Genomic DNA, 17,622 nt, shown 5'->3' with positions numbered 1-17,622 from the left:
TTAATGACATATGTTTCTCCTTTTTATATATTAAAAATTATTCGCTTAAAGGCTCTTACAGAGGCTCATAATTTTTAATTTGTTTTATATATTAAAAATTATTCGCTTAAAGGCTCTTTACAGAGGCTCATAATTTTTATTTGTTTTATTTATTAAAAAATACTATATTTAAATCTATTATCAAAATTTATATATTTTTATAATTTTTCTTTTATAATATTTATTATTGTTTCTTTACTTAGTACCTCACCATACGATACAAGCTCATCATTAACGACAAGTGCAGGCAATGTCATAACTCCATAATACGACATACTTCCCTTACTATCTGTAAATTTTATAGATAAATCCAAATCCAAATCTAATATAGCATTTCTAAGATTGCTAAGCATATTTAATGAAGCATCATCATCATTGCCGCCTAATAATAATATTTTTTCTATTTCTCTTTCCTCATCTTCTAGAGGATCAGGTAAACAGCCTCATCCGAATTCTATATTTTTTTTAATCATAATTTTTTAAATACCCTTTAATTCATAATTTCTAAATACATAATATAGGTATATTAAAATAATTGCAAATTTAAAATTAAAAAAATAATATAAAAAAAGCTTAGATACAATATATATCTAAGCCTTAAATACAATTAAGAAATATGCTTATTTTACTTTATCTTTTAATAAAGCAATGATTTCATCTTTTGTAAGCACTTTTCCGTATGATAATACTTTTTCATCAAGCACCAAAGCAGGAGTTGACATTACACCATAAGAAGCTATTTGTGCCATATCCTGTACATGTCCTACACTTAAATCAATTCCCATTTCTTTTACAGCTTCTAAGGCATTTTTCTCAAGTTTTTGGCAGTTTGAACATCCGCTTCCTAATATTTTAATTCTAGCATTTGATGATTCTCCACTGCATGAACCTCCGCAGCAGCAATTTTTTTCTGATGACATAGTTTTTTATCTCCTTTTTTTGTTTTATTTTTTTATTATATATTATTTATGCAAATAGAAAATAAAAATTATTAAATAAATATCCAATAATAATTATTCCTAAAGTTACTATACCTACAAAAAGAACAAGAAGCTGTATTTTTACAACCTTTTTTATCATAATAATTGACGGAAGTGATAAAGCAGTAACCGCCATCATAAAAGATAAAATAGTTCCTATTCCAGCACCTTTATAAAATAAACTTTCAGCCACTGGAAGAGTACCGAATATATCTGCATACATTGGTATACCTACTAAAGTTGCCAAAGGTACAGAATACCAATTATTTTTTCCTAGTACAGTATTTATCCATGCTTCTGGTATGACATTATGTATAAAAGCTCCTATTGCAACCCCTATAAAAATATATAAATAAACTTTTTTTATAGTCTGCATTACCTGATCTTTTGAATATATAATTCTATCTTTTTTTGTCATAGACTCTATTTCTACATCTGCATTTGATTTTATATTTTTAACAAAATCTTCTAAATATCTTTCCATTTTTAACTTACCTATTAAAGTACCTCCTACAACAGCAAGTACAAGTCCTACAATAACATAAGCTATTGCTATTTTCATTCCAAACACACTTGATAGAAGTATTAAAGAAGCCAAATCTACAAGAGGTGAAGATATTAAAAAAGAAAATGTCATAGAAATAGGTATTCCTGCAGAAGTAAATCCTATAAACAAAGGTATTGAAGAGCATGAACAAAATGGAGTAACCGTTCCAAAAAGTGCTGCTAATATATTGGCTGATATTCCGTTAAATCTGCTTAATATTTTTTTAGTTCTCTCTGGAGGAAAGTAGCTTTGAATATATGATATACAAAATATAAGTACAGATAAAAGAACAAATATTTTTATAACATCATAAATAAAAAACTGTATTACTCCTTTCATTGTTTCTGATAGAGCAAAATTATTTAATATATTACCTATCAATGTATTTAGCCATTTCATAGATATTATTTGATCCTGTATAAAAACAAATATTGATTTTATAACTGACATTTTTATAACTCCTAATTTTTATAATTATCATATTTATTTAAATTTATTTTTTGTTGCATTTGCTATTTTTACAAGTGTAAGCATTACAGGTACTTCTACCAAAACCCCTACAATAGTAGCAAGAGCAGCTCCAGAATTAACTCCAAATAATGATACAGCAACAGCAACGGCAAGCTCGAAGAAGTTGGAAGCCCCTATCATAGCAGCAGGAGATGCTATATTATGCGGAAGTTTTAATAAATAAGCTGCAATATAAGCTATGAAAAATATTAAAAAAGTTTGTAATATCAAAGGTATTGCTATTAAAATTATATGAAAAGGATTTGATAATATAATGTTTCCCTGAAAGCTGAATAATAATATTAATGTTAATAATAATCCTATTACTGTTATATTATCAAATTTATGTACAAAAATATTATTAAAATAGTCTGTTCCCTTTTTAGTGCATACATAAACCCTTGTGGCAATGCCTGCTATTAACGGTATGAGTACAAATAATACCACAGATAAAAATAATGTATCCCAAGGTACTGTAACATTTGATATGCCTAGTAAAAATTTTACTATAGGAACAAATGCTATGAGTATTATTAAATCATTAGTTGCTACCTGAACAACAGTATACGATGGATTTCCTTTTGTTAAAGCACTCCATACAAATACCATTGCTGTACAAGGAGCAGCTCCTAAAAGTACAGCACCTGTCAAATATTCTTTTGCTAAATCTTTAGGTATTATATTATTTAATATAGTATAGAAAAATAAAGATGATATAAAAAACATAGTAAAAGGTTTTATAAGCCAATTTACAACCCAAGTTAAAAAAATACCATTTGGATTTTTAGTAACGTTTTTTATGCTTTGAAAATCTACACTCATCATCATAGGGTATATCATAAGCCATATTAATACTGCTATTGGTATAGAAACATTTGCATATTCAAATTTATTTAATGTGTTTGGTATTATGGGCAAAAATTTTGATATTAACACACCTATAATCATACATATAAATACCCACAATGTTAAATATTTCTGAAAAAAACTTATATTTTCTTTTTTTTCACTATCCATTATTTTATCCTTAAAAATTTATTTTTCGCATTTACATTTTGCTGTACCTTCAGCATTTTTATCTGATACTATAGTTGTATAGTAACTTAATAACTTTTCTGCATTTTTAATTCCTTCTTCATTAAAACTATAATAAGTCCATTTACCTTCTTTTCTTCCTACTACTATATTTGAATCGCAAAGTATTTTCATATGATGTGATAATGTAGACTGTACTATATGCAATTCTTCCAAAAGTTTGCATGCACATATTTCACCATCTTTAATCATTTCTAATATTTTTAATCTATTCTCATCGCATAGGGCTTTGAATACTATTGAATTACTCTTATAATCCTGCATTTAATCTCCTGTTATTCTTTTTTCATTTTTTATCTATATATCGAAATATATCGATATATAGTATAACAAACATATCGATAATTGTCAATGTGTTTTCTTTATTTTTTATTATTTTATTGAAAAAATGATATATAATGATATAATTTAGTATTACTATATAAAATACGGAGCTTATAATATGCAGGCTAAGAATTTTGGAAATGGTTACCTTTTGTATGAATTAAAAAATAAAAATGATATGATATTAAAACTAACAGATATAGGTGCTTCTATAACTGGGGTATTTTTTAAGGATAAGAATGGAAATGAAGTACAGGTATCATTTGGAAGTGATGATTATTCATTTTATTTAAAGCCTCATGATTATATAGGGGCTTCTGTTGGAAGGGTGGCTAATAGAACTATAAATGCAGAGTTTACTCTTGATGGGCAAATATATAAATTAGCAAAAAATGATAATAATAAACATCATCTGCATGGCGGTATAGAAGGTATTTCATTTAAGAAATTTGATTCTAAAGTATTGGGTAGTAATTCTGTATCATTTACATATTTTTCAAAGAATGGTGAAGAAGGATATCCTGCCAATGTTAATATTGAAATAATATATACTTTAACAGATAATAATGAAATATTAATAAATTATTTGGCAAATGCTGATGCTCCTACGCCTTTGAACTTAACTAATCATGCATATTGGAATCTTAACGGAGAAGGTACTATATATGAACATGATTTATTTATAGATTCTTTGTTTTACCTTCCAGTAACTGATGAATGCGTATCAAGCGGGGAAATATTAAAAACAGAAAATACTCCTTTTGATTTTACTAAAATAAAAAAAATAGGTGCTGATATAGAAAAAGCAAATGGTTATGATAATTGTTTTATTTTTAATGAAAAAAATATATTATCCTATACAAATGAAAGTAACAATTTTAATAAATTAAGAGCTTCATGCTATAGTGAAAAAACGGGAATATGTTTAGAACTTTATACAACAAAGCCTGCTATGCATTTTTATTCTGGAAATATGCTTGATAACAGAGAGGTGAGAAATACTGTTTTAAATAGGCATAATGCTTTTTGTTTTGAGACAGAGTTTTTACCTGCTGCTATGAACTTTCCTCATTTTCCTAGCATAATATTTGATTCTAATAAAAATTATAATCATAAAACTATATATAAATTATTATTAAAATAAAAAATATAAAAATATTTTCGGGATTATTTATGAACGATAAAAAATCAATTATAATAGAACATTACATTGAAAGGGTAAAAGATTTTAATATACCAGAATATCAGGTTTTGGACTGGGAATCACAAGATGCACAGGAGGCTAGATTTAAAACTTTACTTGAGCATTTTAATATAAAAGGCTCTGTTTTGCTTGATGTAGGTTGCGGACTTGGGCATTTGGCTGAGTATATAGATAGAAAAAATATTGATACATATTATATTGGTATAGATATAATGCCAGAGATGATTGAAAGGGCAAAAAAGAAAGTTTTTAAAAATATTAATCCTCAGTTTATGACTATTGATTTTTTTAAGACTTCTGATATTGAGGATGATTTTGATTATATATATTCTTCTGGGATATTTAATCTTAATCTTGGGAACAATGAAGAGTTTTTGAAAAATGCTTTAACGAATTTTTTGATTGCTGCTAGAAAAGGAGTATGTTTTAATCTACTTGACATTTCTTGCAAAGAAAAATATGGAGATAAATATTATTACTATAAAAAAGATGAAGTATTTAATATGGTATGTGATATAGTAAAAGATTTGGATTTAAAATGCAAGATAAAAATATCTGATGAGTATTTATCAAATGATTTTTCTGTGTTTATAGATATGCTTTGAAAAGAACTGTATTTTTATGGTTTAAATAAATTGGGAATTGTTAAGTTTATAATTTTTTATTCAACTTTTGGCAAAGCCTGCAGCAGATCATACTTAACAGTACTTCTTTCCATTGCAGGCGGACAGCGTCACAAAATAAGTGTGGAATAAATCCAAGATATTAAAGAGAAAATATAATTTTATTTTTCGGCAAACTATATTTGTTCAGGTATAAAATATAGATTTTTTGTACTATCCTAATGGTACTTCATTTGGTCGCGTACAAAATAACTTGAGAGGTACTTAGTATGCAGAGAGGTCACTCTGTCTATTTTGTAATGGCAAAGCCAAAATTATTAAAATTATAAATACTAATTTTAAATTATTATATAATAATATCACTATACACAAAATGGCAACATGGCTAATAAAAAAAGCACTATGATAATATTTCTTTCTTAATCATAGTGCTTTTTTGTTTATAATCTTTAGATATTATTTTGTATATTTTTCATCAGCTTTATATTCTGTATGCAAGAAATGATGAGCTCTCTCTCCAAGAGGTTTTCCAAGAAAATCATCATAAAGTTTTTTAAGATTTTCATTTTCATGAGAGCATCTATGTTTTACAGTATTTTTATCTTCATTGTATAATCCCTTAGCTCTATCTGTTCTAGTTTGATTTGTAGTTCCATAAGGCTGACCGCCACCGCCTACACAGCCTCCCTGACAAGCCATAACTTCTATAAAGTTATAAGGAGGATTTTTCCCTTTTTGTTTTGCTTCTCTCATCTCCTGCATTACAGGATCAACATTATGAAGTCCATTAACAACAGCTATTTTTACATCTTTATCAAGCACTTTAACAGTAGCTCTTTTAACACCTTCAAGACCTCTAACCTCTTCAAAATCAACATTATCAAGATTAGTTCCAGATATAATATTATAAGCAGTTCTTAAAGCGGCCTCCATAACTCCTCCAGTGGCACCAAATATGGTACCAGCTCCAGAGTATTCCCCTAATATACTGTCGGCTTCTTCAGGTTCTATTCCAGCTACATCTATACCATAATGTTTTATCATTCTTGCAAACTCTCTAGTAGTAAGTACAACATCAACATCTTTGTATCCGCTTGAATACATAGTTTCATTTTTTCTTATTTCATTTTTCTTAGCAGTACAAGGCATTATAGATACATTAAAAATAGTAAATGGGTCCACATTTGCTTTTTCAGAATAATATGTTTTTGTCATAGGTGCTAACATCATATGAGGCGATTTTGCACTTGAAACATTCTCAAGTAAGTCTGGATAATATTCTTCTGCATATTTTACCCAAGCAGGACAGCATGATGTAGTCATAGCAGATGTTCCGTTACTTTCTGTAAACCTTTTAACAAATTCATGAGCTTCTTCCATAATAGTCATATCAGCCCCGAAATTAGTATCGAATATAGCATTAAATCCCATCAAACGCATAGCAGCATATATTTTTCCAGTAATATTTTCACCAGCCTTAAGCCCGAAATATTCTCCTAAGGCAACCCTTACAGAAGGAGCCATTTGAACTGTAACATAAGTATTAGGATCATCAATAGCAGCTTCAACTTCTTTAGTTTGGTCTTTTTCATATATTGCAGCTACAGGGCAGTGAGCAGCACATTGTCCGCAGTCTACACAAGGCGAATCTTTTAATGAAACAGCACTAGGAGCAAAATAAGTATCAAATCCTCTATTAACAAAACCCAAAGCATGAACTCTCTGCATTTCCTGACAAACTACAACGCATCTTCCGCATTTAATACATTTTTCTGGATTAAGTACAATACTTCCAGCAGATTCATCTCTAGGGTGATTTTGTTTTATATTATCGTATTTGGAGTTTCTAACCCCAAAGTCAGCAGCTGCAGTTTGAAGTTCGCATTCACCGTTTCTTATGCAGTTTAGACAATCATTAGGGTGGGCAGATAATACTAATTCAAGTACGCCTTTTCTTACAGTATTAATTTCTGCATCATGTGTGATAATATCCATTCCTTCTTCTACAATCATAGAACATGATCTTACATATTTATTTCCCTGATTTGCCAATTTTACAACACATATTCCGCATGCTGAAGTAGGTGGTATATCAGGGTGATAGCATAATGATGGAATTTTTATTCCCAATTTTTTAGCAGCCTTTAATATAGTAAGACCTTCTTCTACCTCTATTTGTTTTCCGTTTATTTTTATTTTAACCATAATTTTATACTCCTTCAATTTACTCTCATTAATTCTTTTTAGGAACAGGTGGAGTAAATATGCCAGCTCTGTACTCATCTTCAAAATGCTTAAGTGTAGACATTACAGGATTAGCTGCAGTAGAACCTAATGCACATAGTGAAGCTTTTCTCATAGTTAAAGCAATATCTTTTAATTTTTGTATATCATCTTCTTTTGCTCTTTTTTTAGTGAACTTTTCTAATATTTTAAGCATCTGCATTCCTCCTACTCGGCAAGGCACGCATTTTCCGCAGCTTTCATCAACACAGAAACCAAGATAGAATTTTGCAAAATCAACCATATTGCTGTCTTCATCAATTACAATCATACCGCCTGAACCCATCATAGAACCTAATTCTACTAAATTATCAAAATCTATATGAGTTCCGAATAATGATTCTGGGAGTATTCCTCCAGAAGGTCCTCCAGTCTGTACCCCTTTAACAAATTTGTCATTAGGTATTCCGCCTCCTATATCAAATACTATCTCTCTGATAGTAGTACCCATAGGAACCTCTACGAGCCCAGACACATTAACGTTGCCTGTTAAAGCAAATACTTTAGTTCCTTTAGAGTTTTCTGTACCAATAGATGCAAACCAGTTTCCACCGTTATTTATTATAGCTGTAACATTAGCAAATGTTTCTACATTATTAATTACTGTAGGATATTCAAACAAACCTTTTATAGCAGGGAAAGGAGGTCTTGGTCTTGGAGTTCCCCTGTTTCCTTCTATAGAGGCAAGAAGTGCTGTTTCTTCTCCGCATACAAAAGCTCCTGCTCCTAGTCTTATATCCAAATCAAATGAGAAATTGCTTCCTAGTATATTTTGTCCTAATAATCCGTAATTATAAGCCTGTTCTAATGCTATTTTTACTCTATCTACAGCAAGCCCGTATTCTGCCCTTATATATAGATATCCTTTGCTTGCTCCTACGGTATATCCTGCTATAGTCATAGCTTCTATTACAGAATGAGGGTCTCCTTCAAGTATACTCCTGTCCATATAAGCACCTGGGTCTCCTTCATCGGCATTGCATACTATATATTTCTGCTCTGCTTCTACACCTTTAGTAAAGCTCCATTTCTTCCAAGTTGGAAATCCAGCTCCTCCGCGTCCTCTAAGTCCTGAAATCTGCATTTCATTTAGAACTTCATCAGGAGTCATTTCAAATAATGCTTTAGATAATGCTTTATAACCGTCATTGCCTATATATTCATCTATATTTTCTGGGTCTATCATACCGCAGTTTTTTAATACTATTCTCCTTTGTTTTTGATAGAAGTTAATCTCTTTTGAAAAATCTCTATGTTCTCTTTGTTCTTTATAAAGTATTCTTAAGAGGAGCTCTCCTTTCATTATATGTTTTTCTATAATATCTTTTGCATGTGAAGGCTCTACATGTGTATAAAAAACTCTGCCAGGCATTATTTTTACAACAGGTCCCTGACTGCAGAAACCAAAGCATCCTGTTTTTACAACTAATACATCATTTTCTATACCATTTTTTTCTGCATACTCTTTTAATAGTCTTACTATTTCATCGCTTTTATTGGACTCGCATGCAGTACCTCCGCATACAAGTATATGATATTTATGAGATTCAGATGATTCTGTACCTTTTCTTAAAGCTATTTCTTTAGCCTTGTTAATTCTATGTTCTTCTAGTTTTTTTCTATCTAATTTTTCTGTCATTTTTTTCTCCATTAATCTTTTTTATCTTCTATAAACTTTGATATATCATCAACAACTACTCTTCCAGATACATCTCCATTAAATGTAATAACTGGAGCCAAACCGCAGCAGCCTATACATCTAACTTCTTCTAATTTGTATTTTCTATCAGCTGAGTATTTTTGATCGCCTTTAAGATTTAATTTTCTTTTGATTTCTTCTACTAATTGTCCGCCTCCTTTTAAATAGCATGCTGTACCCATACATACTGCTATATTATTTTCAGCAGGCGGTTCCATTGTAAAGTAGTTATAAAATGTAAGAATTTCATAGATTCTCGCTAGCGGAATATTTATTTGTTCAGATACATATTTAGCAACATTTCTAGGAACATAGCCGTAATGTTTTTGAATGCCATGACAAATCATTATAAGATTACCTTCAGCATCTTTCCATTTTTCAACTAACACCTTTATTTCATCAGCAATGGTTTCTTCGGTCAACAAAGATACATCTTCACTCATTATATTATACCTCCATTATACAATATAAATGTAATTTAAAACTATACTTAAATAGTATAGGAAAAAATAATTTCAAATTCAATAAAATTATTTCCTATAGAATATTTTTTTCGTTTTTTTAGTATATTAATGACGTTTTTAGTATGATTTATTGACTATTTTATATTAAATACTATGCTTTTGTGGTTTTTATAATTGTAATAATATTAAATAATAATGTGTTAATTGATAATATTGTACTAATAAGTATTTAGTATAGAAAATTATCTTTTTCCAGAGGCATATTCCAAAGTATTGATATCCAAAATTTCTCTATGAGGTTTAAGCAAAGATTTTTCATATTGGCATTTCCATTGTACGTTTTCAAATATGCTTTGTATGGTATCGCCGCTTTTTATAATATCGCCTTTATCAAATATATAGGCTGCTATATTTAAAGCATGAGATATAACTTCATTTACATTTAAATCATGGAAATGATACTGTATGTCTGGGAGCCCTATAGCGTACATCCCTAAAGTATCAATTATAATATCATTAGAGTTTTGTACATTAAAAAGCCTTATATTAACACCTGAAAGTAAAAATCTAAATTCTTTAGGATAGTTATTATTGAGTATTTGTTTGGGTAAAAGAAGTTTTCCGCTTTGTTCATTATATACAGCTATGCATTTATCAAAAAGCTGTAATGAGGCATAAAGCCAATTATTTAAAAGTGATGTTCTCTCTTTATAATCAAGACCAGCCGCCAAAAAATCACTAAGCATTATTTCGTAATTGCAGTTTTTTATTAATTCTTGAGGCTCTTTTATATCCCACATCTGACTATAATAATAGTCGCTTATTGAAGTATAATCAAATTCAAAAGCACTAGGCATCAATATTTGTGCTGGAACTTCTTTATCATCTTTATATTTTACTTTCAAATCATTTATTGATATACTATAAATACCATTATCAGATGATACAACATCAATGTCTTCATAATATTTTCTTATTTTTTGTTTTACAAATTCTATATTAGGAAGGCTAGGTTTATCCTCAAATAAAAGTTTATAAAAATACACATGCGAAAAACTAGCTTCATCATGGTTTATGCTTTTATGACTAGTATTAGGATTAACTTCTTTTTTATCTTTCATATATGCAATAACTCCTATTAATATATTACTATATTTTTTAATAAAAGCAATTTATTATTTTTTTACTGGTACAAGATAGGTGAAGTCAAATTTAAGTGTTTGGTCATATCTTATTCCTATTTCATTTTTTTCATTAAGGAATAGTCCATTAACAAAACCAAGTCCCAAAACTATACCATTATCAAATACAAAATCTTTTCTTATATTAAGACCAAAATAGAAAGGAACTCTATAAAAAGGATCTCCTTCTACACTTATAAACTTATGATTTTTATTTATATACCAGCCTGAAACAAATATTATAGGTTCTATTTCAAACCAAGTTTTTACAGGTATTGTTCCTCTTAAAAAAAGCCCATGCCCAAATACCCCTGGCTCATTATCTCTGTCAGCTAAATTATAAGAAGCCATATAAAGTACAGATACATAATAACTGTTAATACCTATAGCTCCTACATAGTTTTCAGTAATAGCAGGACTTCCGGGAACAAACGCATATTCATGTCCTCCATTATGCCAATAATGTATACCTATATAAGGAGTTGCTATATCATGAGCAAAATCCATAGCATAAGTAAGTCCTACATCAAATCTTTCTCTATGTTTGGCATTATGCTGTATTTGCCAATTCATATATATTTCACCTTTACCGCCTTTAAACCATTCAAAAGAGGCTCCATATTCATAATAACCATGTGTAAAAGGTTCATTATATTTATACTCTTCTGGTCCTTTTGCTATTAATGTATTATCTGGTGTAGAACGCACTACTGGCGTCATATCCATTAAAGGATCTCTTATAGGTGCAGGAAGGTTATGTCCGCCTGTCATAGTTCCTATTCTAAGAGAAATATATTCATTAGATAACTGGGTAGTAACTATTGGAAAAACTCTTATACCCTGAGGAAATTCAAATGTAAATGGAAAAAATATTGAAGCTCCTACTCTTAAGCTAATAAAATCATTAAACTTTATATCAAAAGCTCCTTCTGTGAAATTTTCAAAATAAGTTAATGTTGTTCTTGTATCCTGCCATAAGGTGTTTTCAGCATTATATGCATATGAACTTGTAAATAATCTGAAATCTACAGTTGTTTCTGCGTATATATTAAAAAATATCATCATAAAAGATATAATACCAAAATAAATAAAACGTTTCATAAGCTGCCTCTAATTTTTCATAAATAATAAGGAATAATTATATCATAGTTAACATAAAAATACAATTATGATAACTTAATCTTACTTAGGTTCTACTATAAAAAAAATTTTTAATTTATTTTTTTATTATAAATTGATGTTTTACATGTTGTATAAATTATTTAGATAATACAATTAAATTAATTTATAATAAAAAATTATTGTGCCTGAATTATGTTTAATTGAACAATCATGAATAAAACTAATTATAAATTTAATGTACATTAAAAAAAATTACTCTTTACAATAACGCATTTTGTATTATAATGTATTATTATTTTTATTTTTCAAAATAATAAAAATTATTAAAAAACTATTATTAGGAGTTGCTGCAATGATTAAAAGAGCATTGATATCCGTATTTTATAAAGACGGAATATTAGAGTTCGCTAAGTTTTTAGCTTCAAAAAATGTGGAAATAGTTTCCACAGGGGGAACTTATAAATATTTAAAAGAGAATGGTATAAATGTTATAGAGGTTGCTGAAGTTACTGGTGCTAAAGAAATGCTTGACGGAAGAGTAAAAACTTTAGACCCTAAAATACATGGGGCAATACTCGCTATAAGAGATAATCCTACTCATATGCAAACTATTAAAGAGAGAGGAATAACTCCTATTGATATGGTGATAGTTAATCTTTATCCTTTCTTTGAAAAGGTACAAGATGACAGTTTGAAGTTTGAGGAAAAAATAGAGTTTATAGATATAGGCGGACCTACAATGCTTCGTTCTGCTGCTAAATCTTTTAAAGATGTTGTTGTTATAAGCGATGTTAAAGATTATGATTTAGTTAAAAATGAGATGGAAAAAGGGGAAGTTAGTTTTGAAACAAAAAAATATTTAGCTTCTAAAGTATTTAATTTAACTTCTGCTTATGATGCTGCAGTGTCTGAGTTTATGTTTAATTCATTGGAAAATAAGGAAGATAAAAAACTTAATTATCTAAATATGTCTTATGCCTTAAAGGAGAAATTAAGATACGGAGAAAATCCTCATCAGGGGGCAAGCTATTATGTATCTACTACAGATAATGGCTCTATGAAAGATTTTGAACAGTTAAACGGAAAAGAGCTTTCATTTAATAATATTAGAGATATGGATATAGCTTTAAAAATAGTTCTTGAATTTGATGAGGCTAAAAATGAATATGCTTGTTCTGCAATAAAACACTCTACGCCTTGCGGTGCTGCTTTGGGTAGTAATGTACTTGAGGCTTATACTAGAACTTATAATTGCGATCCTACTTCTATATTCGGAGGAATAGTTGCCTTTAATAGTACAGTAGATGAGGAAACAGCGAAAGAGCTTGTTAAAATATTTTTAGAAATTGTTATTGCTAAAGACTTTACTAAAGAGGCTTTGGAAGTATTAAAAACAAAAAATAATTTGAGAGTTATAAAATATAAAACTAATACAAGCGATAAAATTAATCTTGTAAAAGTGGACGGAGGACTACTTATTCAAGATGAGGATAGTGTTTTAGTAGAAGATTATAAAGTTGTAACTGAGAAAAAACCTACTGAAGAAGAGATGAAAAATTTAATATTCGGAATGAAGGTTGTAAAATATGCTAAATCAAATGCTATAGTGGTAATAAAAGACTTCATGGCTAAAGGTATAGGAAGCGGACAGACTAACAGAATATGGGCTTGCGAAGATGCTTTAGAACGTGCAGGAGATGGAGTTGTAATGGCATCTGATGCATTTTTCCCATTCAGAGACGTTATTGATGCTTGTGCTAAATACAATATTAAGGCTATAATTCAGCCGGGCGGATCTATTAGAGATAAAGAATCAATAGAAGCATGCAATGAACATGGTATTGCTATGGTATTTACTGGAATAAGACATTTTAAACATTAATTAATTTTATAATGTTAATTTGATTATAAAAAAATAAAAGTGAAGTTAATTTTTTTAATTAGCTTCACTTCTTTATATCATAGGAATTTATTATAAAAATAAAGATGTATTATTTTTTTATCATATTTTGTTTTTAATTATTTTAAAACTGATGAAAGCTGAAAATATCCAGCCCCTCTAAGATTATTAATATTGGTAAAACCCAATTTATACATACGCATAGAAGCCATACCTGAGCGGCTGCCGCTTGCACAGTATACTATATATTCTTTATTTTTATCAAGTTTAGACATTTTTTCATTAAATTTGCTGTCGTCTAATGGTATATTTACACTGTTTTTTATATATCCGCTTTGCTGTACCTCTGCGTAGCTTCTTACATCTATTAGACCTATGTTTTTGTTATTTTTGTATAATGATGCTGCTTCATTTATACTGATATTTTTAAACTTACCCTTGCTCATTATATTAAATATAATTTTTCTCACAAAGCTTAATACTATAAATGTTATTATTAATCCTATTATTAAAGTTAAAGTATTATTCATTATATACCCCCTGTATGTATAAGTTAATTATATCATACAGGGAAGTAAATTTCAATTAGTTAATTTAATTTATTTAAATAAATTTCACACATTATAAAAATCATCTAAATTATAAGCGTCATTCCAAAATCTATACTCCCAAACAAAGGCTATATCAAAAGCAATTATCATTTTTTCTTTAACATAATCAGAAGCATTATTATATAAATCATCAATAATTTTAATCATATTTTCTGTTGATTTTGAAAACTCTTCATCAGCATAAGCATCAATCCAGTTTTTGTATGGATTATTTTCAATTTTTGCATTTTCTTTTATATATTTTCCTATTTCATTATATATCCAAAAGCATGGAAGTATAGAAGCAGCAGAAGCCTCAAAAGCCTCAGTATGAGCTGTATTAATTAAAAAACTTGTATAACCTAAATTGGCAGTTGTAATTTTATTTGTATTTTTTAATTGAAAAGTATCTCTAAAATATTTATGTACGATTTCTTCTTCTACTATATAGGCATTCATAGATGATTTTAAAAAGAAAAAAGCATAATCTGCATTATTATTTATTTTTGAAGATATTGTTGCCAATACTTTAGAATAGTATTTTAAATACAGGCTGTCTTGTTCTATATAATAGGCAAATTTTTCTTTATTTAAAGTGCCTTCCATAAGCTCTTTGTTAAATGGCATATCAATTATTTTTTTATATAGCTCCTCATTTTTTTTCCATACCATTTCTGAAAATTTCATTTTATTCTCCTTTTTATTTTATTTGACTATTAATTATTAGATTTTTATGTTTTTATTTTATTAAGTATTATTTTCTTATTATGCTATTCTTCTATATATGCATAGTTAAACTTATATCTGCCCAAAGGCTCATCAATATAATTTTTTAATTTTGGGTTAACTACCAAAAAGTCAGTTCTATATATAAAAGGTATAATAGGGACTTCTTCAAAAAGTATAGATTCTGCTTCTTTTAATGTATCCATTCTCTCTTTAGCATTTGTGGCAGTAATAGCAAAATCTATTAAAGAATCGTATCTTTCATTAGAAAAGCCTCCGTAATTTATATCGCTATCGCTTGTCATAATCTGAAGCATAGTAAGAGGATCATTATAATCTCCTGTCCAGCTTGTTCTTGCCATTTGATAATTTCCAGATTCTCTAAAAGGCAAAGTTATTTTTGATTCTTCTGTTCTTACAGCTACCTCTATATTAAGTGCTTCTTTCCACATTTGCTGAACTGCTTCCATAACTGTAGTATAAAAACCTGATGATACTTTTAACTCTAAAATAGGAAAATTTTCTCCGTTTGGGTATCCTGCCTCAGCTAATAATTTTCTTGCCTCTTCAACATTTTTATTATAATTATTTGCTATTATATAATTACTGCTTTCTTCTCTGAATGATTTTTCAAGTCCTTTTACTGCAGGAGGTACGAAAGCCTCTGCTGCAATTAATTTTCCGTATCCTATATTTGATACTATATAGTTTCTGTCTATTGCTAATGATAATGCTTTTCTTACTCTTTTATCAGATAGTGTTTTATCTCTAGTATTTAAGTCTATATAATAAGTTCCTATAATATCACTTACTGCCATTATATTTTCTTTTATAAGATTTTCTATCTCTCCAATAGGCGGAGCATTTATAGAAAAATCGATATCACCTGTTCTTACAGCATTAAGTGAAATATATTCATCGGCTATCAAAACAAAATTTATTTTTTTAGCAATTTGATTTGTATAATTCCAATAATTAGTATTAATTTCAAAAACTAGAATCTCATCTGGTTTTCTTTCTGTCATTTTATAAGCACCATTTCCTATATAGGTATTAGGATTCCAAGTCCAATCATCTCCGTATTTTTCTATTATATCTTTTCTTACAGGCATATATACGCCTCCTGATGCAAGTAAATCCGTAAAATATATCGTAGGCTCTTCAAGTTCTATCACTAATATATTTTCATCTATTGCTTTAACTCCTAGGTTTTCTACACTTTGTTTGCCTCTTATTATGTCTTTGGCATTTTTTATATATTCCATTAAATAACTTAACGGGGAAGCTGTTTTTGGGTCTGCTGCTCTTCTATAAGAATATACAAAATCATCAGCTTTAACTTTTTTACCATCGCTCCATTTAGCATTATCTCTTAAATGGAATGTGTATATTAGTTTATCATCGCTTATATCGAAACTTTCAGCAACACCTCCTACAATATTGCCGTTTATATCTTTATTAAGAAGTCCCTCAAAGGCATGATTAATATAAATATATCCGTAAGTTTCATCATTTAAGGCTGGGTCTATAGTATTGAGTTCATAGCCCAAATTTACAGTGATTTCATCTTTGATATTTTTTGTTTGTTTTTTACAAGATATGAACGATATAAATAAAAATAATATAACGATAAATCTTTGTTTTGAAGTCATAAAAAGCTCCTTTAGATTATAAATAAAAATAGAGATTTTTATAACGCCGTTTGTTTTGTTTTATTGAAATTTTTAGTCTTGCTTGATATTTTTTAATAAAACAAGACCAACTTTAGAAAAGGTCTCATTTTATTATATTTATAATATTTGAAAAGTAATAAAAGAGATAATTCCCTACGCTGGCATTACCCAAACAGGTTATAAGGGTCGAAGATATTTTATTTTTTATAATAAAATAAACTTCCTCTCAGCCTTTTCAAGCTCCCCAGTTTTATACTAAAAATGATATAGTATTTTTAGTTTTTTATCAAGACATTTTGATTTTTTATTTTGCATAGGAGTCAGAGATATTATATTTAAGTATTACTTAATTTCTTGAATAATGACACAGGAGTGCTATAATTTAAAGCAGAGTGTATGAGTTTATAGTTCCAAGAAATTATTATATTTTCTTAATTTTTAATTAGCTTTTTCTAAAGTTAATTCTTAATGACAAAATACATAAAATTATTTTTTGGTTATAGTTATGTGTATTTCAACTACAGCACTGTAGCAATTACTATCTACCAATATGTCTCTTCGTAGCTGGACTATAAACTCTTTTTATAAAATTTATATTTCTTGTTAATTTCTATTACTTTATTAATAATTTTTTCTTTTTAACTTTATTAGTACTATTTTTA

At 28.5% G+C, this 17,622-nt stretch carries 16 protein-coding genes and 1 riboswitch; of the genes, 3 read left to right on the top strand and 13 right to left on the bottom strand.

Annotated elements, in window-relative coordinates; translation table 11 throughout:
- Nucleotides 1–197: 197 nt before the first annotated feature.
- The 5 genes from sec1 to KQ44_RS00580 all read right to left on the bottom strand — a co-directional run bounded on the left by sec1 (nt 198) and on the right by KQ44_RS00580 (nt 3,435).
- Nucleotides 198–512, bottom strand: coding sequence for a thioredoxin-like selenoprotein Sec.1 (sec1, locus tag KQ44_RS00600; RefSeq protein WP_205676534.1), 315 nt, complete (start codon nt 510–512; stop codon nt 198–200).
- A 147-nt stretch (nt 513–659) separates the two neighbouring features.
- Nucleotides 660–959, bottom strand: a complete 300-nt coding sequence (locus KQ44_RS00595) for a thioredoxin family protein (RefSeq protein ID WP_020004263.1) — start codon at nt 957–959, stop codon at nt 660–662.
- A 46-nt stretch (nt 960–1,005) separates the two neighbouring features.
- Nucleotides 1,006–2,016, bottom strand: a complete 1,011-nt coding sequence (locus tag KQ44_RS00590; protein ID WP_096735797.1) for a permease — start codon at nt 2,014–2,016, stop codon at nt 1,006–1,008.
- Between the two features lie 33 nt (nt 2,017–2,049).
- Complete coding sequence (gene arsB / locus KQ44_RS00585; protein WP_096735796.1) at nt 2,050–3,093, bottom strand: ACR3 family arsenite efflux transporter; 1,044 nt, start codon at nt 3,091–3,093, stop codon at nt 2,050–2,052.
- Between the two features lie 18 nt (nt 3,094–3,111).
- Nucleotides 3,112–3,435, bottom strand: coding sequence for a metalloregulator ArsR/SmtB family transcription factor (locus KQ44_RS00580; RefSeq protein ID WP_096735795.1), 324 nt, complete (start codon nt 3,433–3,435; stop codon nt 3,112–3,114).
- Nucleotides 3,436–3,613: 178 nt separating this feature from the next.
- Here KQ44_RS00580 and KQ44_RS00575 point away from each other — a divergent pair, with 178 nt between their 5' ends.
- Both KQ44_RS00575 and KQ44_RS00570 read left to right on the top strand, forming a co-directional pair.
- Nucleotides 3,614–4,639, top strand: coding sequence for an aldose epimerase family protein (locus KQ44_RS00575; RefSeq protein ID WP_096735794.1), 1,026 nt, complete (start codon nt 3,614–3,616; stop codon nt 4,637–4,639).
- A gap of 29 nt (nt 4,640–4,668) precedes the next feature.
- Nucleotides 4,669–5,304: a class I SAM-dependent methyltransferase gene (locus KQ44_RS00570; RefSeq protein ID WP_096735793.1), complete on the top strand. Its 636-nt coding sequence runs from the start codon at nt 4,669–4,671 to the stop codon at nt 5,302–5,304.
- A gap of 474 nt (nt 5,305–5,778) precedes the next feature.
- On the opposite strand, the gene KQ44_RS00565 is transcribed toward KQ44_RS00570, so the two are convergent.
- The 5 genes from KQ44_RS00565 to KQ44_RS00545 form a co-directional block, all read right to left on the bottom strand.
- A complete protein-coding gene (locus KQ44_RS00565) occupies nt 5,779–7,527 on the bottom strand; it encodes an NADH-dependent [FeFe] hydrogenase, group A6 (protein WP_096735792.1) in 1,749 nt (582 codons plus the stop codon).
- Between the two features lie 28 nt (nt 7,528–7,555).
- Nucleotides 7,556–9,244 carry a NuoF family protein gene (locus KQ44_RS00560; RefSeq protein ID WP_096735791.1) on the bottom strand — a complete coding sequence of 563 codons (1,689 nt, stop codon included), beginning with the start codon at nt 9,242–9,244 and terminating at the stop codon, nt 7,556–7,558.
- Nucleotides 9,245–9,255: 11 nt separating this feature from the next.
- On the bottom strand, nt 9,256–9,747 hold the full coding sequence (locus tag KQ44_RS00555; protein WP_096735790.1) for an NAD(P)H-dependent oxidoreductase subunit E: 492 nt from the start codon (nt 9,745–9,747) through the stop codon (nt 9,256–9,258).
- Between the two features lie 263 nt (nt 9,748–10,010).
- The gene (locus KQ44_RS00550; RefSeq protein WP_096735789.1) at nt 10,011–10,889 is read right to left on the bottom strand and encodes a DUF4261 domain-containing protein; all 879 of its coding nucleotides are present in this window, start codon (nt 10,887–10,889) and stop codon (nt 10,011–10,013) included.
- 54 nt (nt 10,890–10,943) lie between these two features.
- Complete coding sequence (locus KQ44_RS00545) at nt 10,944–12,050, bottom strand: hypothetical protein (RefSeq protein WP_096735788.1); 1,107 nt, start codon at nt 12,048–12,050, stop codon at nt 10,944–10,946.
- Nucleotides 12,051–12,423: 373 nt separating this feature from the next.
- Between KQ44_RS00545 and purH the strand changes: the two genes are divergently transcribed.
- Nucleotides 12,424–13,953, top strand: coding sequence for a bifunctional phosphoribosylaminoimidazolecarboxamide formyltransferase/IMP cyclohydrolase (gene purH, locus KQ44_RS00540; protein WP_096735787.1), 1,530 nt, complete (start codon nt 12,424–12,426; stop codon nt 13,951–13,953).
- A 137-nt stretch (nt 13,954–14,090) separates the two neighbouring features.
- Here the strand turns inward: purH and KQ44_RS00535 are convergent, their stop codons facing one another.
- The 3 genes from KQ44_RS00535 to KQ44_RS00525 all read right to left on the bottom strand — a co-directional run bounded on the left by KQ44_RS00535 (nt 14,091) and on the right by KQ44_RS00525 (nt 16,939).
- Nucleotides 14,091–14,501, bottom strand: a complete 411-nt coding sequence (locus KQ44_RS00535) for a rhodanese-like domain-containing protein (protein WP_096735786.1) — start codon at nt 14,499–14,501, stop codon at nt 14,091–14,093.
- A gap of 84 nt (nt 14,502–14,585) precedes the next feature.
- The gene (locus KQ44_RS00530; protein WP_096735785.1) at nt 14,586–15,248 is read right to left on the bottom strand and encodes a TenA family protein; all 663 of its coding nucleotides are present in this window, start codon (nt 15,246–15,248) and stop codon (nt 14,586–14,588) included.
- 83 nt (nt 15,249–15,331) lie between these two features.
- Nucleotides 15,332–16,939, bottom strand: coding sequence for a peptide ABC transporter substrate-binding protein (locus KQ44_RS00525; RefSeq protein WP_096735784.1), 1,608 nt, complete (start codon nt 16,937–16,939; stop codon nt 15,332–15,334).
- A 154-nt stretch (nt 16,940–17,093) separates the two neighbouring features.
- A riboswitch (TPP riboswitch) is annotated at nt 17,094–17,217 on the bottom strand.
- Nucleotides 17,218–17,622 lie beyond the last annotated feature (405 nt).

Source organism: Brachyspira sp. G79 (genome assembly GCF_002379365.1).
Classification (GTDB): Bacteria; Spirochaetota; Brachyspiria; order Brachyspirales; family Brachyspiraceae; genus Brachyspira.
This window is presented reverse-complemented; position numbering and strand designations above follow the sequence as displayed.